The organism is Burkholderia sp. PvR073, from assembly GCF_054055695.1.
Window position 1 is genome coordinate 176452 of the sequence record NZ_JBSRXO010000012.1, and the last position, 26038, is coordinate 202489.

The 26038-nt window shown below is 61.2% G+C and carries 20 protein-coding genes and 4 tRNA genes; 1 reads left to right on the forward strand and 23 read right to left on the reverse strand.

The window, feature by feature from the left end; translation table 11 throughout:
- The 23 genes from rplB to ACVK00_RS28985 all read right to left on the reverse strand — a co-directional run bounded on the left by rplB (nt 1) and on the right by ACVK00_RS28985 (nt 23921).
- Complete coding sequence (gene rplB / locus ACVK00_RS28875; protein ID WP_006482900.1) at nt 1–828, reverse strand: 50S ribosomal protein L2; 828 nt, start codon at nt 826–828, stop codon at nt 1–3.
- A 2-nt stretch (nt 829–830) separates the two neighbouring features.
- Nucleotides 831–1145 carry a 50S ribosomal protein L23 gene (rplW, locus tag ACVK00_RS28880; RefSeq protein ID WP_004199275.1) on the reverse strand — a complete coding sequence of 105 codons (315 nt, stop codon included), beginning with the start codon at nt 1143–1145 and terminating at the stop codon, nt 831–833.
- Nucleotides 1142–1762 carry a 50S ribosomal protein L4 gene (gene rplD, locus ACVK00_RS28885; RefSeq protein ID WP_006477192.1) on the reverse strand — a complete coding sequence of 207 codons (621 nt, stop codon included), beginning with the start codon at nt 1760–1762 and terminating at the stop codon, nt 1142–1144. Before rplD ends, rplW begins: the two co-directional genes overlap by 4 nt.
- Nucleotides 1762–2412 (reverse strand): 50S ribosomal protein L3, encoded by a 651-nt coding sequence (gene rplC / locus ACVK00_RS28890; protein WP_006752926.1) that lies wholly within the window; start codon nt 2410–2412, stop codon nt 1762–1764. The genes rplD and rplC overlap by 1 nt, the downstream gene beginning before the upstream one ends.
- Before the next feature lie 177 nt (nt 2413–2589).
- Entirely contained in the window at nt 2590–2901 is a 312-nt protein-coding gene (gene rpsJ, locus ACVK00_RS28895) for a 30S ribosomal protein S10 (protein WP_004199280.1), read from the reverse strand.
- A 286-nt stretch (nt 2902–3187) separates the two neighbouring features.
- Nucleotides 3188–4378 carry an elongation factor Tu gene (gene tuf / locus ACVK00_RS28900; RefSeq protein ID WP_011350666.1) on the reverse strand — a complete coding sequence of 397 codons (1191 nt, stop codon included), beginning with the start codon at nt 4376–4378 and terminating at the stop codon, nt 3188–3190.
- Nucleotides 4379–4417: 39 nt separating this feature from the next.
- Nucleotides 4418–6520 (reverse strand): elongation factor G, encoded by a 2103-nt coding sequence (gene fusA, locus ACVK00_RS28905; protein ID WP_011350673.1) that lies wholly within the window; start codon nt 6518–6520, stop codon nt 4418–4420.
- 123 nt (nt 6521–6643) lie between these two features.
- On the reverse strand, nt 6644–7114 hold the full coding sequence (gene rpsG / locus ACVK00_RS28910) for a 30S ribosomal protein S7 (protein ID WP_006477195.1): 471 nt from the start codon (nt 7112–7114) through the stop codon (nt 6644–6646).
- A gap of 172 nt (nt 7115–7286) precedes the next feature.
- Nucleotides 7287–7667, reverse strand: a complete 381-nt coding sequence (rpsL, locus tag ACVK00_RS28915; RefSeq protein ID WP_006400662.1) for a 30S ribosomal protein S12 — start codon at nt 7665–7667, stop codon at nt 7287–7289.
- A 228-nt stretch (nt 7668–7895) separates the two neighbouring features.
- On the reverse strand, nt 7896–9743 hold the full coding sequence (gene recQ / locus ACVK00_RS28920; protein ID WP_228906554.1) for a DNA helicase RecQ: 1848 nt from the start codon (nt 9741–9743) through the stop codon (nt 7896–7898).
- 241 nt (nt 9744–9984) lie between these two features.
- Nucleotides 9985–14226, reverse strand: coding sequence for a DNA-directed RNA polymerase subunit beta' (gene rpoC, locus ACVK00_RS28925; RefSeq protein ID WP_105834653.1), 4242 nt, complete (start codon nt 14224–14226; stop codon nt 9985–9987).
- Between the two features lie 21 nt (nt 14227–14247).
- On the reverse strand, nt 14248–18354 hold the full coding sequence (gene rpoB, locus ACVK00_RS28930; protein ID WP_105834654.1) for a DNA-directed RNA polymerase subunit beta: 4107 nt from the start codon (nt 18352–18354) through the stop codon (nt 14248–14250).
- 377 nt (nt 18355–18731) lie between these two features.
- Nucleotides 18732–19106, reverse strand: a complete 375-nt coding sequence (gene rplL, locus ACVK00_RS28935) for a 50S ribosomal protein L7/L12 (RefSeq protein WP_006759674.1) — start codon at nt 19104–19106, stop codon at nt 18732–18734.
- A gap of 63 nt (nt 19107–19169) precedes the next feature.
- The gene (rplJ, locus tag ACVK00_RS28940) at nt 19170–19667 is read right to left on the reverse strand and encodes a 50S ribosomal protein L10 (RefSeq protein WP_006753593.1); all 498 of its coding nucleotides are present in this window, start codon (nt 19665–19667) and stop codon (nt 19170–19172) included.
- Between the two features lie 308 nt (nt 19668–19975).
- The gene (gene rplA / locus ACVK00_RS28945; RefSeq protein ID WP_006759673.1) at nt 19976–20674 is read right to left on the reverse strand and encodes a 50S ribosomal protein L1; all 699 of its coding nucleotides are present in this window, start codon (nt 20672–20674) and stop codon (nt 19976–19978) included.
- Complete coding sequence (gene rplK / locus ACVK00_RS28950) at nt 20675–21106, reverse strand: 50S ribosomal protein L11 (RefSeq protein WP_006753591.1); 432 nt, start codon at nt 21104–21106, stop codon at nt 20675–20677.
- A 139-nt stretch (nt 21107–21245) separates the two neighbouring features.
- Nucleotides 21246–21803: a transcription termination/antitermination protein NusG gene (nusG, locus tag ACVK00_RS28955; RefSeq protein WP_006400672.1), complete on the reverse strand. Its 558-nt coding sequence runs from the start codon at nt 21801–21803 to the stop codon at nt 21246–21248.
- Between the two features lies 1 nt (nt 21804).
- Nucleotides 21805–22185 (reverse strand): preprotein translocase subunit SecE, encoded by a 381-nt coding sequence (secE, locus tag ACVK00_RS28960; RefSeq protein ID WP_006753590.1) that lies wholly within the window; start codon nt 22183–22185, stop codon nt 21805–21807.
- Nucleotides 22186–22228: 43 nt separating this feature from the next.
- Nucleotides 22229–22304: transfer RNA gene (locus tag ACVK00_RS28965), tRNA-Trp, on the reverse strand.
- 59 nt (nt 22305–22363) lie between these two features.
- On the reverse strand, nt 22364–23554 hold the full coding sequence (gene tuf, locus ACVK00_RS28970) for an elongation factor Tu (RefSeq protein WP_011350666.1): 1191 nt from the start codon (nt 23552–23554) through the stop codon (nt 22364–22366).
- 64 nt (nt 23555–23618) lie between these two features.
- Nucleotides 23619–23693 (reverse strand) — tRNA-Thr (locus tag ACVK00_RS28975).
- 25 nt (nt 23694–23718) lie between these two features.
- Nucleotides 23719–23792: transfer RNA gene (locus tag ACVK00_RS28980), tRNA-Gly, on the reverse strand.
- Between the two features lie 43 nt (nt 23793–23835).
- A tRNA-Tyr gene (locus tag ACVK00_RS28985) sits at nt 23836–23921 on the reverse strand.
- Between the two features lie 804 nt (nt 23922–24725).
- On the opposite strand from ACVK00_RS28985, the gene ACVK00_RS28990 reads away from it, so the two are divergent.
- Complete coding sequence (locus ACVK00_RS28990) at nt 24726–25082, forward strand: hypothetical protein (protein WP_284888427.1); 357 nt, start codon at nt 24726–24728, stop codon at nt 25080–25082.
- Nucleotides 25083–26038 lie beyond the last annotated feature (956 nt).

A 26038-nucleotide genomic window follows, 5' to 3' on the forward strand; every position in this document is an offset into this window, starting at 1 on the left:
TTAACGCTTGTGACGGCGCTGAACGATCATCGTCGTCGTGCGCTTGTTGCTGCGGGTGCGATAACCCTTAGCCGGCGTACCCCACGGGCTCACCGGGTCGCGACCTGCAGCCGTCTTGCCCTCACCACCACCGTGCGGGTGATCAACCGGGTTCATCGCAACGCCACGCACCGTCGGGCGGATACCGCGCCAGCGGTTCGCGCCAGCCTTGCCGATCTGGCGCAGGCTATGCTCTTCGTTGCCGACTTCACCGATCGTTGCACGGCACTCGATGTGCACGCGGCGGATTTCGCCCGAACGCAGACGAACCTGCGCGTAGACGCCTTCGCGTGCCAGCAGCATGGCCGACGTGCCAGCCGAACGCGCCATTTGCGCGCCCTTGCCCGGCAGCATCTCGATGCAGTGGATCGTCGTACCGACCGGAATGTTGCGGATCGGCAGCGTGTTGCCTGCACGGATCGGCGCTTCCGAACCCGACATCAGCTGTTGGCCGACGGTCAGGCCCTTCGGGGCGATGATGTAGCGACGCTCGCCGTCTGCGTAGAGCACCAGCGCGATGTTCGCGCTACGATTCGGGTCGTACTCGAGACGCTCGACCTTTGCCGGGATGCCATCCTTCGTGCGACGGAAATCGACGATACGATAGTGCTGCTTGTGACCACCACCCTTGTGACGCGTGGTGATACGGCCGTTGTTGTTACGGCCGGCGGTCGAGCTCTGCGAGTCGAGCAGTGCCGCGAACGGCTTGCCCTGGTGCAGATTCTTGTTGACCACCTTGACCATCGCGCGGCGACCCGGCGAAGTCGGTTTAACTTTCACGATTGCCATGATTACTTGGCCTCCGCTTCAAAGTTGATTTCCTGGCCGGGCTTCAGGCAAACGTACGCCTTCTTCACGTCCTTGCGGCGACCCATCGAACGGCCGAAACGCTTTTGCTTGCCCTTCTGGACCAGCACGTTGACCGAATCAACTTCAACCTTGAACAGCAGCTCGACAGCCGCCTTCACTTCCTGCTTCGTGGCATCCGGTGCGACTTCGAACACGACTTGCTCGTTCTTGTCGGCAACCAGCGTCGCCTTTTCCGAGATCACCGGTGCGAGCAGGACCTGCATCAAACGATGATCGTTTTTGCGAATCTCGCTCATGACAGCAACTCCTCGATCTGGGCGACCGCAGCCTTCGTGACCAGCACTTTCTTGAAGTAGATCAGCGACAGCGGGTCAGCGTAGCGCGGCTCGACAATCGCCACGTGCGGCAGGTTGCGCGAAGCCAGGTACAGGTTCTCGTCGACCGTATCCGTAATGATCAGCACGGAGTCGAGACCCATGGTCTTGAATTTGTCAGCCAGCAGCTTGGTCTTCGGCGCTTCGAGGATGATGTCCTCGACGACCGACAGACGGCCTTCACGGGCCAGCTGCGAGAAGATCGAGCAGAGACCTGCGCGATGCATCTTCTTGTTGACCTTGTGCGAGAAGTTTTCTTCCGGCGAGTTCGGGAAGATGCGACCACCGCCACGCCACAGCGGGCTCGACGACATACCGGCACGAGCGCGGCCCGTACCCTTCTGACGCCACGGCTTCTTGGTGGTGTGCTTGACTTGCTCACGGTCCTTCTGTGCGCGGTTACCCTGGCGAGCATTCGCCTGGTACGCGACGACGACCTGGTGGATCAGCGCTTCGTTGTAGTCACGACCGAACACGACGTCCGACGCGTTGACCACTGCACCTTCCTGACCATTTTCGTTCAGGAGCTTGAGTTCCATTATTTCGCCCCCTTGGTCTTGACGGCCGGCGTCACGAAAACCTTGCCGCCCTTCGCGCCCGGAATCGCGCCCTTGACGAGCAGCAGCTTGCGCTCTGCGTCGATACGAGCGATTTCGAGGTTCTGCACCGTCACCGTAACGTCACCGAGGTGACCCGTCATGCGCTTACCCGGGAAAACACGACCCGGATCCTGCGCCATACCGATCGAGCCCGGCACATTGTGCGAGCGCGAGTTACCGTGCGTGGCACGGCCGGAGGAGAAGTTGTAACGCTTGATCGTACCGGCGTAGCCCTTACCGATCGACACGCCTTGCACGTCGACCTTCTGGCCTACTTCGAAAAGATCAGCACCGACCACGGCGCCATTCGACAGCTCAGCTGCCTTGGCCGCGTCAATGCGGAATTCCTTGAGGATTTCACCGGCTTCTACACCGGCTTTGGCGAGATGACCTGCCAGCGGCTTCGTCACGCGCGATGCGCGGCGGGAGCCGAATGCAACCTGCACGGCCGTGTAGCCGTCGGTTTCAACAGTCTTGATCTGCGTCACGCGGTTGTCCGACACGTCCAGCACGGTGACGGGAATCGAATCCCCTTCAGCCGTGAAGATACGGGTCATGCCAACCTTGCGACCTACGAGTCCAAGGCTCATCATTTTCTCCATTCCCGACTGCGATTGGTCGGGGCTGATTTACAAAATGCCGGGCACGCAAGGCCCAACTTTTTTATGCGAATACGCGAAAAGCCAAGCATTATAGCCCGACCTCTCGATTTCCGCAAGCAATCAAAGACTTAGCGCCACCCGACAAGCCGGTTGGCGCTGAAAGCCTTACTGCAGCTTGATTTCCACGTCGACGCCAGCCGGCAGATCGAGCTTCATCAGCGCGTCAACCGTCTTGTCGGTCGGATCGACGATGTCCATCAGGCGCTGGTGGGTACGGATTTCGAGCTGATCGCGCGACGTCTTGTTGACGTGCGGCGAACGCAGGATGTCAAAACGCTGGATGCGCGTCGGCAGCGGCACCGGGCCACGGACGATTGCACCAGTCCGCTTCGCGGTATCGACGATCTCGGCAGCCGATTGATCGATCAAACGATAGTCGAAAGCCTTCAGGCGAATGCGGATTTTCTGTTGCTGCATGACGATTCCTTGAAAAGAGCGAGGCGATGTTGCATCGCCGGACACTAAAAGAACGCGAAACCTGTTGCCTGCGGGGAGCGAGGCGACACGTCCCGAACGGTACTTCCACTGCTAAGCCCGCGATTCTACACGAAAATTCGGAGCGGTGGTGCGCGTTTGTCAATACAGCGACGCACGCGCCACAAAGACAAAACCGGGTGCCAGATCAAACTGGACACCCGGTTTCGACGGTACAACTGCCTACCGTGGAATCGCGGACCCCGGAGGGATCCGCGGATCGTCGATATTACTCGATGATCTTGGCGACGACGCCGGCGCCGACGGTACGGCCACCTTCGCGGATTGCGAAGCGCAGACCTTCTTCCATCGCGATCGGAGCGATCAGCTTCACCGTGATCGACACGTTGTCGCCCGGCATCACCATTTCCTTGTCCTTCGGCAGCTCGATCGAGCCCGTCACGTCCGTCGTACGGAAGTAGAACTGCGGACGGTAGTTGTTGAAGAACGGCGTGTGACGGCCGCCTTCGTCCTTGCTCAGCACGTACACTTCAGCCGTGAAGTGCGTGTGCGGCGTGATCGAACCCGGCTTCGCCAGAACCTGGCCACGCTCCACGTCTTCACGCTTCGTGCCGCGCAGCAGGATACCAACGTTGTCGCCTGCTTGACCTTGGTCCAGCAGCTTGCGGAACATTTCAACGCCCGTGCAGGTCGTCTTCACCGTCGGCTTGATACCGACGATTTCGATTTCTTCGCCGACCTTCACGATGCCGCGCTCGACACGACCCGTCACAACCGTACCACGGCCCGAGATCGAGAACACGTCTTCCACCGGCATCAGGAACGCGCCGTCAACTGCACGCTCCGGCGTCGGGATGTACGTGTCCAGTGCGTCTGCCAGGCTCATGATCGCCACTTCGCCCAGCTCGCCCGTGTCGCCTTCCAGCGCCAGCTTTGCCGAACCTTTCACGATCGGCGTGTCGTCGCCCGGGAAGTCGTACTTCGACAGGAGTTCGCGAACTTCCATCTCGACCAGCTCGAGCAGTTCAGCGTCGTCCACCATGTCGCACTTGTTCAGGAACACGATGATGTACGGAACGCCAACCTGACGCGCCAGCAGGATGTGCTCACGCGTTTGCGGCATCGGGCCGTCTGCTGCCGAGCACACCAGGATCGCGCCGTCCATCTGCGCTGCGCCCGTGATCATGTTCTTCACATAGTCAGCGTGGCCCGGGCAGTCGACGTGTGCGTAGTGGCGGTTAGCCGTTTCGTACTCGACGTGTGCCGTGTTGATCGTGATGCCGCGCGCCTTTTCTTCCGGTGCCGCGTCGATCTGGTCGTATGCCTTCGCTTCGCCGCCGAACTTCTTCGTCAGAACCGTCGTGATCGCTGCCGTCAGCGTCGTCTTGCCGTGGTCAACGTGACCAATCGTACCAACGTTCACGTGCGGCTTGGTCCGCTCGAATTTACCTTTTGCCATGATTCTCTTCTTTCAAAAATAATCGATTGTGATAACGAATTACTTCGTCTTCGCGCTGATGATCGCTTCTGCAACGTTCTTCGGAGCTTCAGCGTAGTGCTTGAACTCCATCGTGTACGTTGCGCGACCCTGCGTCAGCGAACGCAGCGACGTCGAGTAGCCGAACATTTCCGACAGCGGCACTTCGGCGCGCACGATCTTGCCGCCGCCTACCATGTCATCCATGCCCTGGATGATGCCGCGACGACCCGACAGGTCACCCATCACGTTACCCATGAAGTCTTCCGGCGTTTCCACTTCCACGGCCATCATCGGCTCGAGCAGAACCGGATCCGCACGACGCATCGCTTCCTTGAACGCCATCGAACCGGCCATGCGGAACGCATTTTCGTTCGAGTCGACGTCGTGGTACGAACCGAACGTCAGCGTGACCTTCACGTCGACAACCGGGAAGCCTGCCAGCACGCCGCTCTTCAGCGTTTCCTGGATACCCTTGTCAACCGACGGGATGTATTCGCGCGGAATCACGCCGCCCTTGATCGCGTCGACGAACTCGTAGCCCTTGCCCAGTTCGCTGCGCTCGAGCGTAATGACCGCATGGCCATACTGACCACGACCACCCGACTGCTTGACGAACTTGCCTTCGACGTCCGCGGCCGACTTGCGAATGGTTTCGCGGTAGGCGACCTGCGGCTTGCCGACGGTTGCTTCCACGCCGAATTCACGCTTCATCCGGTCGACCAGAATTTCGAGGTGGAGCTCGCCCATGCCCGAAATGATGGTTTGACCCGACTCTTCGTCGGTCTGCACGCGGAACGACGGATCTTCCTGAGCGAGACGGTTGAGCGCCAGGCCCATCTTCTCCTGGTCAGCCTTCGTCTTCGGCTCGACGGCCTGCGAAATCACCGGCTCCGGGAAAATCATGCGTTCGAGCACGATCGGATGTGCCGGATCGCACAGCGTGTCGCCCGTGGTCGCTTCCTTCAGGCCGACCGCAGCAGCGATGTCGCCTGCGCGAACTTCCTTGATTTCTTCGCGCTGGTTCGCGTGCATCTGCAGAATACGGCCGAGACGCTCTTTCTTGTCTTTGGTCGCATTGAGCAGCGTGTCGCCCGAATTGACGACGCCCGAGTAGACGCGGAAGAAGATCAGCTGGCCGACGAACGGGTCGGTCATGATCTTGAACGCGAGTGCCGAGAACTTCTCGTCGTCGGACGCACGGCGCTCCGTCTTCTCGCCATTTTCGAGTTCACCCGTAACCGGCGGGATGTCGACCGGCGACGGCAGGAAATCGATCACGGCGTCGAGCATACGCTGCACGCCCTTGTTCTTGAACGCGGTACCGCACAGCATCGGCTGGATTTCGCACGCGATCGTACGGTCACGCAGACCCTTCACGATCTCGGCTTCCGACAGCTCGCCTGCTTCCAGGTACTTGTTCATCAGGTCTTCGTTCGACTCGGCAGCCGCCTCGACCATCTTTTCACGCCATTCGTTGCACGTGTCGACGAGTTCCGCCGGGATGTCCACGTAGTCGAACTTGGTACCTTGCGACGCCTCGTCCCAAATGATCGCCTTCATCTTGATCAGGTCGACGACACCCTTGAAACCTTCTTCCGCACCGATCGGCACCACGACCGGAACCGGGTTCGCCTTCAGGCGCAGACGGAGCTGGTCGTAGACCTTGAAGAAGTTCGCGCCGGTACGGTCCATCTTGTTGACGAACGCGAGACGGGGAACCTTGTACTTGTTGGCCTGGCGCCACACCGTTTCCGACTGCGGCTGCACGCCGCCCACTGCGCAGTACACCATGCACGCGCCGTCGAGCACGCGCATCGAGCGCTCCACTTCAATCGTGAAGTCGACGTGGCCCGGGGTGTCGATGATGTTGATGCGGTGTTCCGGATAGTTGCCGCCCATGCCCTTCCAGAAGGCCGTGGTAGCAGCGGACGTGATCGTGATGCCACGCTCCTGTTCCTGCTCCATCCAGTCCATCGTGGCTGCGCCGTCGTGGACTTCACCGATCTTGTGGTTCACACCGGTGTAAAACAGAATGCGCTCGGTCGTCGTCGTTTTGCCGGCGTCGATGTGAGCGCTAATACCGATATTTCGGTAGCGCTCGATAGGAGTCTTGCGAGCCACTTTGATCCTCTACTGGGATGACATGATGCAGCCCTGCTGCATCATGCTTCAACACAAACGGGCGAGGCGCCTGAAAAGCGCACCCGCCCGGAATTTATTTCCGCTAACAGCCCTGACAGGCGCTTAGAAACGGAAATGCGAGAACGCGCGGTTGGCTTCTGCCATGCGGTGAACTTCGTCGCGCTTCTTCATCGCGCCGCCACGGCCTTCGGCCGCTTCGGAGAGTTCACCTGCCAGGCGCAGAGCCATCGACTTCTCGCTGCGCTTCTTCGCAGCCTCGCGCAGCCAGCGCATCGCCAATGCCATACGACGCGACGGGCGCACTTCGACCGGAACCTGATAGTTGGCACCACCAACGCGGCGGCTCTTCACTTCGACCACCGGCTTCACGTTGTTGAGCGCAACCGTGAACACTTCCAGCGGGTCCTTGCCACCCTTGGTCTGGATTTGTTCGAATGCGCCATAAACGATGCGCTCTGCGACCGACTTCTTGCCGGACAGCATCAGCATGTTCATGAACTTGGCTACATCAACGTTGCCGAACTTCGGATCCGGCAACACTTCCCGCTTGGGGACTTCGCGACGACGCGGCATGATTCTTCCTTTACCTGTTCAGTTGGAGCTGTATCCAGCCCCGCGGCCACCAACAAACCCGATCACATCTTCACGACTAACCAGCTTGGCCGGGTGACCACTTACTCGACAGCACCGGCAATCCGGCACTCCCGCCTTGACCGCCCTTGGGCGATCCCTGATCAAAAACTGCTTACTTGGCAGCCTTTGCACGCTTCGCGCCGTACTTCGAGCGCGCTTGCTTACGGTCCTTGACGCCCTGGGTATCCAGCGAGCCGCGAACCATGTGGTAACGCACACCCGGCAAGTCCTTCACACGGCCGCCGCGGATCAGCACAACCGAGTGCTCCTGCAGGTTGTGGCCTTCACCGCCGATGTACGAAATCACTTCGAAGCCGTTCGTCAGACGAACCTTGGCGACCTTACGGAGTGCCGAGTTCGGCTTCTTCGGCGTCGTCGTGTACACACGGGTGCACACGCCGCGACGCTGGGGGCAGTCCTGCAGGGCCGGGCTCTTGCTCTTCGTCGTTTCCGACTGACGGCCTTTGCGAACCAGTTGGTTGATGGTTGGCATTGTTTATTCCTGAAATTGAACAAAATCTGCACATCGATTTCGGGCAAAGCGAGAATCGACGCACAGTTGACTTCCGACACCGGCGATACGGACACGAACGTTGGAACGCGACGTGACCTGCCGAATACCGGAACCCAACATCATATTCCGGAAATACCAACTAAGTCAACGGCTTGCGTGATTTGCCGGCCGCGCGAGCGGTTTACCGGAAGGGTCGGAACGCCTGTGTCATGCCGACTCGACGACGTCGATGAGCTCGTCGCCGAAGCGCTCGAGCTTGCGCACGCCCATGCCGGGGATATGGCGCAGGTCCTCGATGGTCTCGGGCGCATTTCGCGCGATTTCGGCGAGCGTGGCGTCGTGGAAGATCACATAGGCCGGCACACCGTCGGACTTCGCGGTTTCCGCGCGCCACGCACGCAACGCATCCCAGCGGGCCCGCTCGCGCGCGCCCATGCCGGCCGTCGGGTCGACCCGCGTGCCGCCGCGGCTGGACGACTGACGCGTGCGCTGCGGCTTCACGTAGCGGCGCAGCGTGACCTTCTCCTCGTTCTTCAGCACCGGCTTCGCGGCCTCGGTCAGCATGAGCGCGCCGAATCCACCATGGTCGACCGCCAGATAGCCGTACGCGACGAGCTGCCGGAAAATCGCGCGCCACTCGGGCTCGGACAGCGACGCACCGATCCCGAACGTGCTGAGCTGGTCGTGACCGCGCTGCAGCACCTTCTCGGTGCGGCCACCGCGCAGGATCTCGATCAGATGGCTCGAGCCGAAATTGAAGCCACTCGCGCGCTGTGCGCGGAACACGCACGACAGCGCCATCTGCGCCTCGCGCGTCGCATCCCACGAATCGGGCGGCTCGAGGCAGGTGTCGCAGTTGCCGCACGGCTGGCTCGCCTCGCCGAAGTAGTTCAGCAATCGCACGCGGCGGCACGAGATCGTCTCGCACAGCCCGAGCAGCGCGTCGAGCTTCGACGTCTGGACGCGCTTGTGCGCGTCGTCCGCATCCGACTCGTCGATCATCTTGCGCTGCTGGACGACGTCGCCGAGGCCATACGCCATCCACGCGTTCGCCGGCATCCCGTCGCGGCCCGCACGGCCCGTTTCCTGGTAATAGCCTTCGACGCTCTTGGGCAAATCGAGGTGCGCGACGAAGCGCACGTCCGGCTTGTCGATGCCCATGCCGAACGCGATGGTCGCGCACATCACGACGCCTTCCTCGCGCTGGAACATTTCCTGGTGCTTCTGCCGCACCTCGAACTCCATCCCCGCGTGGTACGGCAGCGCACGCACGCCCTGCGCCTTCAGCCATTCGGCCGTTTCCTCGACCTTGCGGCGCGACAGGCAGTAGACAACCCCCGCGTCGGTCGTGCCGTCCGCGTTCGTATGCTCCGCGCGGATGAAGTCGAGCAGCTGCGAGCGCGCGTTGTCCTTCTCGACGATCCGGTACCGGATGTTCGGGCGATCGAAGCTCGACACGAATACGCGCGCATCGTCGAGCGCGAGGCGATGGATGATCTCGTCGCGCGTGATCGCGTCGGCGGTGGCCGTCAGCGCGATACGCGGCACCGACGGGAAGCGCTCGTGCAACACCGACAGCTGAATGTATTCGGGACGGAAGTCGTGACCCCACTGCGACACGCAGTGTGCCTCATCGATTGCGAACAGGCCGATCCTCGCGCGTTCGAGCAGCTCGAGGAAGCGCCCCGTCATCAGCCGCTCGGGCGCCACGTACAGCAGATCGATCTCGCCTTCGCGCAGCGCGCGCTCGGTCGCCGCGGCTTCGGCGCCCGACAGCGTCGAGTTCAGATACGCCGCGCGCACGCCGACTTCGCTGAGCGCGGCGACCTGGTCCTGCATCAGCGCGATCAGCGGCGACACGACGATGCCCGCGCCCTGCCCCGCCTCGCGGCGCAGCAGCGCCGGAATCTGGTAGCACAGCGACTTGCCGCCGCCGGTCGGCATCAGCACGAGGCAATCGCCGCCGCCGGCGACGTGTTCGACGATTTCGCCCTGCTGGCCGCGAAATGCGGAATAACCAAAGACTTCGTCGAGGATTTCGAGGGCGCGGGACATGAATGAGAAGGAGGACGGCGGAACGATGACCGCAATTTTAACAACCCGCTCGCGCAGCGCGCGGCGAATCGTGCAACGTTGGCCCATCGGACAAGGTTCGTGCGCGCGCATGACGGGCCTGCGCAGCCGTGCGGCAAGCCCGTCATGCACGTGAACGACGGATAAAAAAAACCGCCCGGCGGACCGGGCGGCTTCGATGACAGCGAATACAGCAACGTAAGACGGCTCGCGCCGCCCGTGCTTACTCGGCTGCCGGGTGTTGCGGCTCTTCCGCCGGCGCGCTCGGCGTACCGAAGTCGAATGCCTCTTCCGCAGCGATCTGGTCGAAACGCTCGCGGTCGGACATCTCCTTCGCCTTGCGCGCCTTGTGGAACGCGAGACCCGTACCGGCCGGAATCAGACGGCCGACGATCACGTTTTCCTTCAGGCCACGCAGATCGTCGCGCTTGCCCATGATCGCCGCTTCGGTCAGCACGCGGGTCGTTTCCTGGAACGATGCCGCCGAGATGAACGAGTCGGTCGACAGCGACGCCTTCGTGATACCGAGGAGCACGTTGTCGTACGATGCCGGGCGCTTGTCCTCGGCGATCATGCGATCGTTCTCGTCCAGCATGTCGGAACGCTCGACCTGTTCGCCCGGGATGAAGCGCGTATCACCGTTGTCGGTGATCTGCACACGACGCAGCATCTGGCGAACGATCACCTCGATGTGCTTGTCGTTGATCTTCACGCCCTGCAGACGATACACGTCCTGCACTTCGTCGACGATGTAGCGCGACAGCGCCTCGATACCCTGCAGACGCAGGATGTCGTGCGGATCGGCCGGGCCGTCCACGATCATTTCGCCCTTGTTGACGACCTGAGCATCGTGGACCAGCACCTGCTTTTCCTTCGCGATCAGGAACTCGTGCTGATTGCCTTCGAGGTCCGTGATGACGAGACGCTGCTTGCCCTTCGTGTCCTTGCCGAACGACGTCGTACCGGTGACTTCCGCGAGAATGCCGGCATCCTTCGGCGAACGCGCTTCGAACAGTTCCGCCACCCGCGGCAGACCGCCGGTAATGTCACGCGTCTTCTGCGCTTCGGTCGGGATACGTGCAAGCACTTCACCCACCTGCACTTGCTGGCCGTCCTTCACGGTGATCAGTGCGCCGACCTGGAAGCCGATCTGCACTGCGTGTTCCGTGCCCGGGATCTTCACTTCCTCGCCGTTCGCGTCGAGCAGTTTCACCTGCGGACGCACGCTCTTCGAAGCTTGCGAACCACGACGCTTCACGTCGATCACGACCAGCGTCGACAGGCCGGTCACGTCGTCGATCTGCTTCGCGACGGTCACGCCTTCCTCGACGTTCTCGAACTTCACCGTACCACCGTACTCGGTGATGATCGGACGCGTCATCGGATCCCACGTCGCCAGCTGCGTGCCGGCCTTGATCGCCGCGCCGTCGAGCTGCAACAGCGTCGCGCCGTACGGGATTTTGTGACGTTCACGCTCGCGGCCGATATCGTCGGTGATCAGCGCCTCGCCCGAACGCGAAATGACGATCTGCTCGCCCTTCGCGTTGGTGACGTAACGCATCGTGGCCGTGAAGCGCACGATACCGTTGCTCTTCGCTTCGACCGACGACGCCACCGCCGCACGCGATGCCGCACCACCGATGTGGAACGTACGCATCGTCAGCTGCGTGCCCGGTTCACCGATCGACTGTGCCGCGATCACGCCGACTGCTTCGCCGACGTTCACGAGCGAGCCGCGGCCCAGGTCACGGCCATAGCAGGCCGCGCACAGACCGTAACGCGTTTCGCAGGTCAGCGGCGTGCGCACGCGCACTTCGTCGATGCCGAGGCGTTCGATTTCCTCGACCGCCGTTTCGTCGAGCAGCGTGCCCGATTCGTACAGCGTTTCCTGCGTTTCCGGGTTCACAACGTCCGCGACCGCGACGCGGCCGAGGATACGGTCACGCAGCGCTTCGACGACTTCACCGCCTTCGACCAGCGCCTTCATCGCCACGCCGTTCGACGTGCCGCAATCGTCCTCGACCACCACCAGATCCTGCGTGACGTCGACGAGACGACGCGTCAGGTAACCCGAGTTCGCGGTCTTCAGTGCCGTATCAGCCAGACCCTTACGTGCACCGTGGGTCGAGATGAAGTACTGCAACACGTTCAGGCCTTCGCGGAAGTTCGCGGTAATCGGCGTCTCGATAATCGAGCCGTCCGGCTTCGCCATCAGGCCTCGCATACCGGCCAGCTGACGAATCTGCACCGCCGAACCCCGGGCGCCCGAGTCGGCCATCATGTAGATCGAGTTGAACGACTCCTGGCGCGTCTCGTTACCGTCGCGGTCCGTCACCGGCTCCGTCGACAGCTGCTCCATCATCGCCTTGCCGACCGCTTCCGACGTTGCCGACCAGATGTCGACCACGTTGTTGTAGCGTTCCTGCGCGGTGACGAGACCCGACATGTACTGGCGGTCGTACTCCTTCACCTTCTTCGCGGCGTCACCGACGATCGTTTCCTTCTGCGGCGGCACGAGCATGTCGTCCACGCAGATCGAAATACCGGCACGCGTCGCGAGACGGAAACCCGACTGCATCAGCTGGTCGGCGAACACGACCGTCGCACGCAGACCGCACTTGCGGAATGCGGTGTTGATCAGGCGCGAGATTTCCTTCTTCTTCAGCGGCTTGTTCAGCACCGAGAACGGCAGGCCGTGCGGCAGGATCTCCGACAGGATCGCGCGACCGACGGTCGTCGCGTACAGCGAGATCTTCGGCACGAATTGCGGCGCGCCTTCCGACGTGTCCTCGTTGCGAACCATTTCGGTGATCCGCACGTTGACGCGCGACGCCAGCTCGACTTCCTTGTTCTCGTACGCGCGGATCACTTCCGACACGCCGGTGAACGACAGGCCTTCGCCCTTGGCGTTGATCGCTTCGCGGGTCGCATAGTACAGACCCAGCACGATATCCTGCGACGGCACGATCGACGGATCGCCGTTGGCCGGGAACAGCACGTTATTCGACGCCAGCATCAGCGTACGCGCTTCCATCTGCGCTTCGAGCGACAGCGGCACGTGAACGGCCATCTGGTCACCGTCGAAGTCGGCGTTGAACGCCGCGCAGACGAGCGGGTGCAGCTGGATCGCCTTGCCTTCGATCAGCACGGGTTCGAACGCCTGGATACCGAGACGGTGCAGCGTCGGCGCACGGTTCAGCATCACCGGGTGCTCGCGGATCACCTCTTCGAGGATGTCCCACACCACCGGCGTCTGGTTCTCGACTTCCTTCTTCGCAGCCTTGATGGTCGTCGCGACGCCCATCACTTCCAGCTTGTTGAAGATGAACGGCTTGAACAGTTCGAGCGCCATCAGCTTCGGCAGACCGCACTGGTGCAGCTTCAGCGTCGGGCCGACCACGATGACCGAACGGCCCGAGTAGTCGACGCGCTTGCCCAGCAGGTTCTGACGGAAACGACCGCCCTTACCCTTGATCATGTCGGCGAGCGACTTCAGCGGACGCTTGTTCGCGCCCGTCATCGCCTTGCCGCGACGACCGTTGTCGAGCAGCGAGTCGACGGCTTCCTGCAGCATCCGCTTTTCGTTGCGGACGATGATTTCAGGCGCCTTCAGCTCGAGCAGACGCTTCAACCGGTTGTTACGGTTGATCACGCGGCGATACAGGTCGTTCAGGTCCGACGTCGCGAAACGGCCGCCGTCCAGCGGCACGAGCGGACGCAGTTCCGGCGGCAGCACCGGCAGCACTTCGAGGATCATCCACTCGGGCTTGATGCCCGAGCGCTGGAATGCCTCGAGGACCTTCAGGCGCTTCGCGTACTTCTTGATCTTCGCTTCCGAGCCGGTGTTCTTCAGCTCGGTGCGCAGCGTCTCGACCTGCTCGTCGATGTTGATCGCGCGCAGCAGTTCACGCACGCCTTCCGCGCCCATCTCGGCACGGAATTCGTCGCCGTATTCCTCGACCTTGTTGTAGTAATCCTCTTCGGTCATGATCTGCCGCGCCTTCAGCGGCGTCATGCCCGGTTCGATCACCACGTACGCTTCGAAATACAGCACGCGTTCGATGTCGCGCAGCGTCATGTCGAGCACCATGCCCAGACGCGACGGCAGCGACTTCAGGAACCAGATGTGCGCGACCGGCGAGGCCAGCTCGATGTGGCCCATGCGTTCGCGACGCACCTTCGCCAGCGTCACTTCGACGCCGCACTTCTCGCAGATCACGCCGCGGTGCTTCAGACGCTTGTACTTGCCGCACAGGCACTCGTAGTCCTTGATCGGCCCGAAGATCTTCGCGCAGAACAGACCATCGCGTTCCGGCTTGAACGTACGGTAGTTGATGGTCTCCGGCTTCTTCACTTCGCCGAACGACCACGAACGGATCTTGTCCGGCGAGGCCAGACCGATCTTGATCGCGTCGAAAACTTCTTCCTGTTGGACTTGCTTGAATAGATCGAGCAGAGCTTTCATTGCCTTCTCTCCGTAGTCCGATTAATTGCGGTCGAGATCGATATCGATACCGAGCGAGCGGATTTCCTTCACGAGCACGTTGAAGGATTCCGGCATGCCTGCATCGATGACGTGATCACCCTTGACCAGGTTCTCATAGACCTTGGTCCGGCCGTTCACGTCGTCCGACTTCACCGTCAGCATTTCCTGCAGCACGTAGGACGCGCCGTACGCTTCGAGTGCCCACACTTCCATTTCACCGAAACGCTGGCCACCGAACTGCGCCTTACCACCCAGCGGCTGCTGCGTCACGAGCGAGTACGGGCCGGTCGAACGCGCGTGCATCTTGTCGTCGACCAAGTGGTGCAGCTTCAGGTAGTGCATGTAGCCAAGCGTCACGCGACGTTCGAACATTTCACCCGTGCGGCCGTCGTACAGACGGACCTGGTTCTTCGACGGGTTCATGCCGAGCTGTTCGGCGATGTCGTCCGGGAACGCGAGGTCGAGCATCTTGCCCATTTCTTCCTCGGTCGCACCGTCGAACACCGGCGTCGCGAACGGCACGCCTTCGCGCAGATTCTTCGCGAGTTCGAGGATCTCGTCGTCGGTGAAGCTTTCCAGATCTTCCTTGCGGCCCGAGTCGTTGTAGATCTTCGTCAGGAACGAACGCATTTCCTCGATCTTCGCCTGGCGCTGCAGCATTTCGCCGATACGCCAGCCGAGGCCCTTCGCGGCCCAGCCGAGGTGCACTTCCAGAACCTGACCCACGTTCATCCGCGACGGCACGCCGAGCGGGTTCAGCACGACGTCAGCCGGACGGCCATCGGCCATGTACGGCATGTCTTCGATCGGGACGATCTTCGACACGACACCCTTGTTACCGTGACGGCCTGCCATCTTGTCGCCAGGCTGCAGACGGCGCTTCACCGCGAGGTACACCTTGACCATCTTCAGCACGCCCGGCGGCAGTTCGTCGCCTTGCGTGAGCTTCTTGCGCTTCTCTTCGAACGCGAGGTCGAACTGGTGACGCTTTTCTTCGATCGAGTTCTTGATCGCTTCGAGCTGCGCCGCTGCTTCGTCGTCCGCCAGGCGGATGTCGAACCAGTGGTAGTGGTCGAGGTCTTCCAGGTAAGCCTGGTCGATCTTCGTACCCTTCGCGAGCTTCTTCGGGCCGCCGTTCGCGACCTTGCCCACGAGCATGCGCGCGAGACGCTGGAACGCGTCGCCTTCCACGATGCGCAGCTGGTCGTTCAGGTCGAGACGGTAGCGCTTCAGTTCGTCGTCGATGATCTGTTGCGCACGCTTGTCGCGCTGGATGCCTTCACGCGTGAACACCTGGACGTCGATCACGGTACCGCTCATGCCCGACGGCACGCGCAGCGACGTGTCCTTCACGTCCGATGCCTTCTCGCCGAAGATCGCGCGCAGCAGCTTCTCTTCCGGCGTCAGCTGGGTCTCGCCCTTCGGCGTGACCTTGCCGACCAGCACGTCGCCCGCTTCGACTTCCGCACCGATGTACACGATGCCCGATTCGTCGAGACGGCCGAGCTGGACTTCCGCCAGGTTCGAGATGTCGCGCGTGATTTCTTCCGGCCCGAGCTTCGTGTCGCGTGCAACGACGTTCAGCTCTTCGATGTGGATCGACGTGTAGCGATCGTCGGCGACCACCTTCTCCGAGATCAGGATCGAATCCTCGAAGTTGTAGCCGTTCCACGGCATGAACGCGATCAGCATGTTCTGGCCGAGCGCGAGCTCGCCCAGGTCCGTCGAGGCGCCGTCGGCCAGCACGTCGCCGCGCGAGACCTTGTCGCCCATCTTCACGATCGGACGCTGGTTGATGTTCGTGTTCTGGTTCGAACGCGTGTACTTGATCAGGTTGTAGATGTCGACACCGACTTCACCCGCGACGGCTTCGTCATCGTTCACGCGAATCACGATACGGCCTGCGTCGACATAGTCGACGACGCCGCCACGGAACGCCTGAACCGTCGTACCCGAGTCGACCGCACAGGTGCGCTCGATGCCCGTACCGACGACCGGCTTCTCCGGACGCAGACACGGCACGGCCTGACGCTGCATGTTCGAACCCATCAGTGCACGGTTCGCATCGTCGTGTTCGAGGAACGGGATCAGCGAGGCTGCAACCGACACGATCTGCGACGGCGCGACGTCCATGTACTGGATACGGTCCGGCGTGACCATCATCGTTTCGCCGGCTTCACGCGACGACACGAGTTCGTCGACCAGCTGGCCGTTCTCGTCGATCGCGGCGTTCGCCTGAGCGATCATGTAGCGGCCTTCCTCGATCGCCGACAGGTAATCGATCTGGTCGGTCACCTTGCTGTCCACGACCTTGCGGTACGGCGTCTCGAGGAAGCCGTACTCGTTCAGGTGCGCGTACAGTGCGAGCGAGTTGATCAGGCCGATGTTCGGACCTTCCGGCGTTTCGATCGGGCACACGCGGCCATAGTGGGTCGGGTGCACGTCACGAACTTCGAAGCCTGCGCGTTCGCGCGTCAGACCGCCCGGGCCCAGTGCGGAAACACGGCGCTTGTGCGTGATTTCCGACAGCGGGTTGGTCTGGTCCATGAACTGCGACAGCTGCGACGAACCGAAGAACTCGCGAATCGCCGACGAAATCGGCTTCGAGTTGATCAGGTCGTGCGGCATCAGGTTTTCGCTTTCGGCCTGGCCGAGGCGTTCCTTGACCGCGCGCTCGACACGCACGAGACCCGCGCGGAACTGGTTTTCCGCCAGTTCGCCGACACAACGCACGCGGCGGTTGCCGAGGTGGTCGATGTCGTCCACTTCGCCCTTGCCGTTGCGCAGCTCGACGAGGATCTTGATCGTCGCGAGGATGTCGTCGTCCTGCAGCGTCATCGGGCCGGTGATCTCGTCACGGCTGACGCGGCGGTTGAACTTCATACGGCCGACCTTCGACAGGTCGTACGCTTCTTCGCTGTAGAACAGACGGTTGAACAGCGCCTCGACCGCTTCTTCGGTCGGCGGCTCGCCCGGACGCATCATGCGGTAGATCGCAATGCGCGCGGCCGTCTTGTCGGTCGTTTCGTCGACACGCAGGGTCGACGAGATGTACGGACCCTGGTCCAGATCGTTCGTGTAGAGCGTCTGGATTTCCTTGATGCCCGCTTCGCGCAACTTCTCGAGCACGCTTTCCGTGACTTCGTCGTTCGCGCTCGCGATCACTTCGCCGGTGTCGCCGTCGACGACGTTCTTCGCCAGCACGCGGCCGAGCAGATAGTCTTCCGGCACCGAGATGAACTTGGTCTTCGCGGCTTCGAGGTCGCGAATGTGCTTCGCGTTGATCCGCTTGTCCTTCTGGACGATGACCTTGCCGTCGCGATCCGTGATGTCGAAGCGCGCGACTTCACCACGCAGGCGCTCGGGCACGAACTCGAGTTGCGCGCCTTCGTCCATCAGCGTGAAGTTGTCGAACACGAAGAAGTTCGCGAGGATCTGTTCCGGCGTGAGGCCGATGGCCTTCAGCAGGATCGTGACCGGCATCTTGCGGCGACGGTCGACGCGGAAGTACAGGATGTCCTTCGGATCGAATTCGAAGTCGAGCCACGAGCCGCGGTACGGAATGATCCGTGCCGAGAACAGCAGCTTGCCCGAGCTGTGCGTCTTGCCCTTGTCGTGTTCGAAGAACACGCCCGGCGAACGGTGCAGCTGCGAGACGATGACACGCTCGGTGCCGTTGATGACGAACGAGCCCGTCGGCGTCATGAGCGGAATTTCGCCCATGTACACTTCCTGCTCCTTCACTTCCTTGACGACCGGCTTGTTCGGCGATTCCTTGTCGAGGATGACGAGGCGGACCTTCGCGCGCAGCGCGGAGCAGTACGTCAGGCCCCGCTGCTGGCATTCCTTGATGTTGAATGCCGGCGAGGACAGCGCATAGCTCACGAACTCGAGGCGCGCGAAACCGTTGTGCGAAACAATGGGAAATACCGATGTGAAGGCGGCCTGCAAACCTTCAGGCTTGCGTTGCGTGCCCGGCACATCGGCTTGCAGAAACGTGCTGAATGATTCAAGCTGGGTAGCCAGCAAGAACGGAACTTGGTGAACGATGGGGCGCTTCGCGAAACTCTTGCGAATGCGCTTCTTCTCGGTGAAGGAATATTGCATACGATCTCCGAATCACGGCGGGTGCTGTCGAGGCGGGATACCTGGACGTTTCTAACCCGAGTGTTCACCGACTGAGACCCGATGGCCGCCCGATGGCTTGAACGAGCCGAGAAGCTTGGTGGTTGGCCGCTACCAACCGCTGGCTGACGGCAGCGGATGCCTGTGTTGCCCGCTACCCGACCAAACTTGCCTTCTGCAGTCGCTTCAGAAGACAAAGAGAAACGCCAATCGTGACCATTGACAACGATTTGGCGGTTTTCTTTGGCTTCTGGGGCCGATTATTCGGGCTCCCAAAAGAGTGCCAGAATAACGTCCCCACAAAGCACAAAAAGGCCGGCGGTGAAAATACCGCCAGCCTTCGCACAGCGCGTCGAAACTTACTTGACTTCGACCTTCGCGCCCGCGTCTTCCAGCTTCTTCTTGGCTTCGTCAGCAGCAGCCTTGTCGACGCCTTCCTTGACAGCCTTCGGTGCGCCGTCAACGACGTCCTTCGCTTCCTTCAGGCCCAGGCCCGTCAGTTCGCGAACTGCCTTGATGACTGCAACCTTGTTGCTGCCTGCTTCAGTCAGGACGACCGTGAATTCGGTCTTCTCTTCTGCAGCAGCAGCAGCGCCGCCGCCTGCCGGGCCAGCGACTGCCACTGCAGCTGCCGACACGCCAAACTTCTCTTCGAATGCCTTGACCAGTTCGTTCAGTTCCAGAACGGTCATCCCTTCGACTGCTGCCAGGATGTCTTCTTTTGCGATTGCCATTTGAAATACTCCTAAATTGAATTCGAATACAGCCAGCGATCAGTGACGCTGATGCATGTTCGCTTACGCAGCTTCCGCTTGCTTCTTCTCGGCCAGCGCGGCGAGAGCACGCGCGAAGCCCGAAACAGGCGACTGCATAACGAACAGCAGCTTCGAGAGCAGTTCTTCACGGCTCGGGATGCTTGCCAGCGCTTGCACGCCAGCCTTGTCCATCACCTTGCCATCGAACGAACCAGCCTTGATGACCAACTTGTCATTGCCCTTGCTGAAGTCGTTGACGACCTTAGCAGCGGCAATTGCATCTTCAGAGATGCCGTAGATCAACGGACCAGTCATCTGCTCTGCCAGCGGAGCAAACGGCGTACCTTCAACAGCGCGACGCGCCAGCGTGTTCTTCAACACGCGCAGGTACACCTGCTTCTCACGCGCTTGCGCGCGCAGCTTGGTCAGATCGCCAACCGCAATTCCACGATACTCAGCCAGCACAACGGTCTGGGCCTTCGCGACTTGCGCGGCAACCTCAGCGACGACGGCTTGCTTGTCTTCTCTATTAAGCGGCACGGTTAGCCTCCAGAAACGATACGTTCGGTGCGGCCGGCATGGCCGAAACCTCACGCACCTCGTTCAACAACGGCGTCCGACCTCGTTAGGAGTATTTCCACCTCACGCCGTGAATCGCTTCACGACCTGCGGCTTCACCACTGCAAAACTTTTTCGGGTTCGCCATCTGCGTTGGCTTGAATTAAGGGATCGCCTGCCTGCTGCGCCCCACCAACGGTCTTTGATAACCGGTTGCCCGCCCTACTGCACGAACAACCGCCCAAAGCCCATGTAGGCCGCTTCGCGAACGAAGCGGCCCGAATACTTGCTTACTGTGCTGCCAGCGTAGCTTGGTCGACACGCAGGCCAACGCCCATCGTGCTCGACAGTGCGACCTTGCGCAGGTAGACACCCTTGCTCGTTGCCGGCTTCGCCTTCTGCAGCGCTTCGATCAGTGCCGACAGGTTCGAGCGCAGTGCAGCTGCTTCGAACGATGCACGGCCGATGGTCGCGTGGATGATACCGGCCTTGTCGACACGGAATTGCACCTGACCAGCCTTCGCGTTCTTGACTGCCGTCGCGACGTCCGGCGTGACCGTGCCGACCTTCGGGTTCGGCATCAGGCCGCGCGGGCCGAGGATCTGACCGAGCGTACCGACGATACGCATCGTGTCCGGCGAAGCGATCACGATGTCGAAGTCCATCTGGCCAGCCTTGATCTGCTCAGCCAGGTCTTCCATACCGACGATTTCCGCGCCTGCTGCACGAGCCTGCTCGGCCTTCTCGCCTTGCGCGAACACGGCAACGCGAACCGACTTGCCCGTACCTGCCGGCAGAACGACCGAACCACGAACGACCTGGTCCGACTTCTTCGCATCGATGCCGAGCTGAACTGCGACGTCGATCGATTCGTCGAACTTCGCGCTCGCGCATTCCTTCACGAGTGCCAGTGCGTCTTCGATCGCATACAGCTTCTGACGGTCGACCTTGGCGGCAAATGCCTGACGGCGCTTGGAGATCTTAGCCATTTACACGCCCTCCACAGTGATGCCCATCGAGCGTGCGCTACCAGCGATGGTGCGAACGGCTGCGTCCAGATCAGCTGCCGTAAGGTCCGGCATCTTGGTCTTCGCGATTTCTTCGGCTTGAGCGCGCGTGATCGAACCGACCTTGTCGGTGTGCGGCTTGCTCGAGCCCTTGTCCACCTTCGCCGCCTTCTTGATCAGGACGGTCGCCGGCGGCGTCTTCATCACGAACGTGAAGCTCTTGTCAGCGAATGCCGTGATGACCACCGGCACCGGCAGACCCGGCTCCATACCTTGAGTCTGCGCGTTGAACGCCTTGCAGAACTCCATGATGTTCAGGCCGCGCTGGCCCAGTGCCGGACCGACCGGCGGCGACGGGTTGGCTTTACCTGCAGGAATCTGCAGCTTGATAAAGCCGACAATCTTCTTTGCCATTTGTAAACCTCGTTGGAACGCCAGGCGGCGTTCGGTGAGTGATAACGCGCGTTCGCCGCTGGCTACTGACGCTCCTCAACGGCCATAACGCGGGCCGTAAGCGCGAAGGTGGGCAGCCGAGGCTGCCCACCGAATGGGATCAAACTTTTTCGACCTGACCGAACTCGAGTTCGACCGGGGTGGAGCGGCCAAAGATGGTGACCGACACACGCACGCGCGATTTTTCGTAGTTGACTTCTTCGACAGTGCCGTTGAAGTCCGTGAACGGGCCTTCCTTGACACGCACCATCTCGCCAACTTCGAACAGGGTTTTCGGGCGCGGCTTCTCGACGCCTTCCTGCATCTGCGACATGATCTTTTCGACTTCCTTCGGGGAAATCGGGGTCGGGCGGTTACGCGCACCGCCGACGAAACCCGTGACCTTCGCCGTATTCTTCACGAGGTGCCACGTTTCGTCCGTCATTTCCATTTCCACCAGCACGTAGCCAGGGAAGAAACGACGCTCGGTCACAGCCTTGTGGCCGCCTTTGACTTCGACCACTTCTTCGGTCGGAACCAGGATCTGGCCGAATTTGTCCTGCATGCCAGCACGTTCGATGCGCTCTTGAAGCGCGCGTTGCACGCTCTTCTCCATACCGGAGTAGGCGTGCACGACGTACCAACGCTTTCCGCTCGGGGATGCCGGAGTATCGCTCATATCATTTCCATCCCAGAATCGCCGAGAAAATCACCCACTCGATCGATTTGTCGCTCAACCAGAGAAAAATCGCCATCACGAGCACGAAACCGAACACGACGAGCGTGGTTTGCGTGGCTTCCTTGCGGGTGGGCCAAACGACCTTGCGGACTTCCTTGTACGAATCCTTGGCAAACGCGATAAGGCCCTTGCCAGGTGCGGACATCAGGCCGACGGCCACACCGGCGATGATACCTACCGCCAATGCGGCACCGCGGACATACCACTGCTGGTTGGCCAGCCAGAAGAAGCCCACGAATCCGGCCAAGACCAACAATACGCCCAGGGCCAGCATCAGCTTATCGCCGGAGGTATTTACAGTTTCGACGGATGGATTCGCCATAACACCTTAAAACAAATGCCACGTGGGACCACGTGGCGATTTTTGGCAGGGGCAGAGGGAATCGAACCCCCAACCTTCGGTTTTGGAGACCGACGCTCTGCCAGTTGAGCTATACCCCTAAACCATGCTGGGGCCGGCTGTTGCCAGCCCCAAAACTGTCGATCAACGAATAACTGGCTTACTCGATGATCTTGGCGACGACGCCGGCGCCGACGGTACGGCCACCTTCGCGGATTGCGAAGCGCAGACCTTCTTCCATCGCGATCGGAGCGATCAGCTTCACCGTGATCGACACGTTGTCGCCCGGCATCACCATTTCCTTGTCCTTCGGCAGCTCGATCGAGCCCGTCACGTCCGTCGTACGGAAGTAGAACTGCGGACGGTAGTTGTTGAAGAACGGCGTGTGACGGCCGCCTTCGTCCTTGCTCAGCACGTACACTTCAGCCGTGAAGTGCGTGTGCGGCGTGATCGAACCCGGCTTCGCCAGAACCTGGCCACGCTCCACGTCTTCACGCTTCGTGCCGCGCAGCAGGATACCAACGTTGTCGCCTGCTTGACCTTGGTCCAGCAGCTTGCGGAACATTTCAACGCCCGTGCAGGTCGTCTTCACCGTCGGCTTGATACCGACGATTTCGATTTCTTCGCCGACCTTCACGATGCCGCGCTCGACACGACCCGTCACAACCGTACCACGGCCCGAGATCGAGAACACGTCTTCCACCGGCATCAGGAACGCGCCGTCAACTGCACGCTCCGGCGTCGGGATGTACGTGTCCAGTGCGTCTGCCAGGCTCATGATCGCCACTTCGCCCAGCTCGCCCGTGTCGCCTTCCAGCGCCAGCTTTGCCGAACCTTTCACGATCGGCGTGTCGTCGCCCGGGAAGTCGTACTTCGACAGGAGTTCGCGAACTTCCATCTCGACCAGCTCGAGCAGTTCAGCGTCGTCCACCATGTCGCACTTGTTCAGGAACACGATGATGTACGGAACGCCAACCTGACGCGCCAGCAGGATGTGCTCACGCGTTTGCGGCATCGGGCCGTCTGCTGCCGAGCACACCAGGATCGCGCCGTCCATCTGCGCTGCGCCCGTGATCATGTTCTTCACATAGTCAGCGTGGCCCGGGCAGTCGACGTGTGCGTAGTGGCGGTTAGCCGTTTCGTACTCGACGTGTGCCGTGTTGATCGTGATGCCGCGCGCCTTTTCTTCCGGTGCCGCGTCGATCTGGTCGTATGCCTTCGCTTCGCCGCCGAACTTCTTCGTCAGAACCGTCGTGATCGCTGCCGTCAGCGTCGTCTTGCCGTGGTCAACGTGACCAATCGTACCAACGTTCACGTGCGGCTTGGTCCGCTCAAATTTACCCTTGGCCATTTTCGACTCCCAAAAGGAATTTCACAGGTTGCGCCGCGCGCAAACAGACACCGACTTGTACTGCTGGTGCCCATGGGCAGGATCGAACTGCCGACCTCTCCCTTACCAAGGGAGTGCTCTACCACTGAGCCACATGGGCGCTTTTACGCTTCAACTTCACGAACTGGAGCGGGTGAAGGGAATCGAACCCTCGTCGTAAGCTTGGAAGGCTTCTGCTCTACCATTGAGCTACACCCGCACGGGCTACCAACGATTCCCTGCCGCTCTTCAAGCTGATGTTCTGGTGGAGGAGGTTGGATTCGAACCAACGTAGGCGTAAGCCAACAGATTTACAGTCTGCCCCCTTTAGCCACTCGGGCACCCCTCCGTAGAGAACTGACGATTATGGGGGTGCATCGCACTCCTGTCAAGCACATCCGGAAGATTATTTTCATTCTCTTCCAGCACGCCTGCGCGACTCACCCACACCCACGCTCGCCCGGCTGAGGCAAGCACGAGAGGACCGCCACACGGCGCGCCCACATCCTCGTCAGACTCCGCCTTCAGCGTCGATTTGCATCTTCGCTGAAAACGAAAGACCGCCATCATACGGCCTCCGGCTCATAATGCCAAGCGGGTAGATGAAAAAAATCCGCAATTTCCATGCCGGGCGGATCGGGGGCATCCGCAGAGGGCTCGGAGCGGATGAAGTTGGTCATCAGGAACACGCCGACGTACCGCTAGGCATGGGACGGCCGACGCCTCTGTAGTGGTTGTCGGCACACCGACGCTGAAGCCGGATTCCGGTTCGGAGTAAAAGGCTCCTCGGCGCCGCCGCGGCATATCTAACCTCTGGATAGGGCCCCTCCGCCCGGCGCCTGCTCATCACCGAAGACAGAGAGCCGGCGCGGCACCATTCCGCGCCGCGCGATCGAGCCAACCTCCCCTCTCGCGCCGTATGCGAAATCTGGTCTTCCTTGTTGCCCTCGCGCCGATCTTCGCAGCTTCTGCGGCCCATGCGGGCGACACGCCAAATGCGTGGCGCCGCGCAGAAAGGATCGCGGCAATCGGGTAGCAGTCGCTTTCAGAGAGCCACGCCTCAGGGCGCGCGGAAAACGCGGCGGCCCTCGCGGAGGGTGACGCGTTAAAGCCGGCAATCGACGCCGGGTATGCGATCACGGCCGAGAACGGGATGGCGACCGCGAGCGCCATGGCTCCGGATGCGATCACGTGCGCGTGGCTACAGAACGACGCGTCGACCTACCGTATCGCGGCTGGCAGCGACGATGACGCCTCTCAGGGCGACACCGACAGCTCGGCCGGCTTTGATGTCTCGCAGCTGCTGATACGCGACGATCTGCGCACGCGAGCGTGGCTGCCACATCAGCTGCGCGTCGGCGTCGCGGCGAACGGACAGCAGTGCAAGCGCGCATTGCGTCGCCCCTCGTGCCAGCCGACCAACGTGAGTGCCTGGTCGCCCTATCGCAGCGAAGCAGCGCTGCGCACGCGCAACCGACGTGTCGATACGATGCACGCCTTGTTCAGTTGAGCTCGGATAGCGACTGGTTTCGGCGGTACTGCCTATTCGCTCGTCGAAGAATCCACGTCCCTCGAAACGGGCACCCCGTTCTCGTCAAAAGCAACAGCGCGAACTTCCGACGGCATCGGACCCGGCAGATCAGTTTTTTTGTCTCCGTGTTGTCTCGGCGTCGGCGGACGGCCTGACGACAGTTTCGCTCATCGTTCACGCGCCGACAGGCACGCTTTTGCAGGCTCGTTCTGCCCGCGAGAGCCCCAAGATCTGCCAGCGAACGCGTCGGTCGAGTACCGACACTTCGAACACAATCACCGATATTGAGCGGAGATAGATGAAATATGCATGCCGATAGGCCGCGACGAGGGATCGCCACGGCGTGACGATTCGGCTAGTCGTGCAGTGCGCTCGAGGCGGCAAATAGCGGAAGAAAGGCCAGGAAACGAGATCATTCCGAGCATGAAGCGAGCACCAATGACAGCCAGACGAATGGCGAATCCTCGCCTTGCAAAAGGGCGATCGGCGGCGTTCCGATGATCGATCGTTCGAAGGGATGGAAGCCGGCGTGGAGCTCGATGCCAGCGGTAACAAGAGCCTCCGGATGTGGTAGATCTCGCTGCGCGGGTTCGATGCTGTCGATCGTGATAAGAACCGGATGCGTCGACCTGACGTCGTCAGATCAAACGATTCGGCGTCGACACGATTCCCGCTCTGCGAGCGATGCAAGCTTACTGTCGTGGCCGCAGAGATGGCGGCGACACGGATGCGACGTACGTGAGGATCCTGCCCGGCCAGCTCACCTGCCCGCCGGCGCCAGCGCACCCGCCTCGCTGCGATCGCTCTTTTCGCCGCCCAAATGCAAAAACCCCCGCCTGTTCGGGCGGGGGTTCTTGGCTTAGGGAGCCTGACGATTACCTACTTTCACACGGGAATCCGCACTATCATCGGCGTAGAGTCGTTTCACGGTCCTG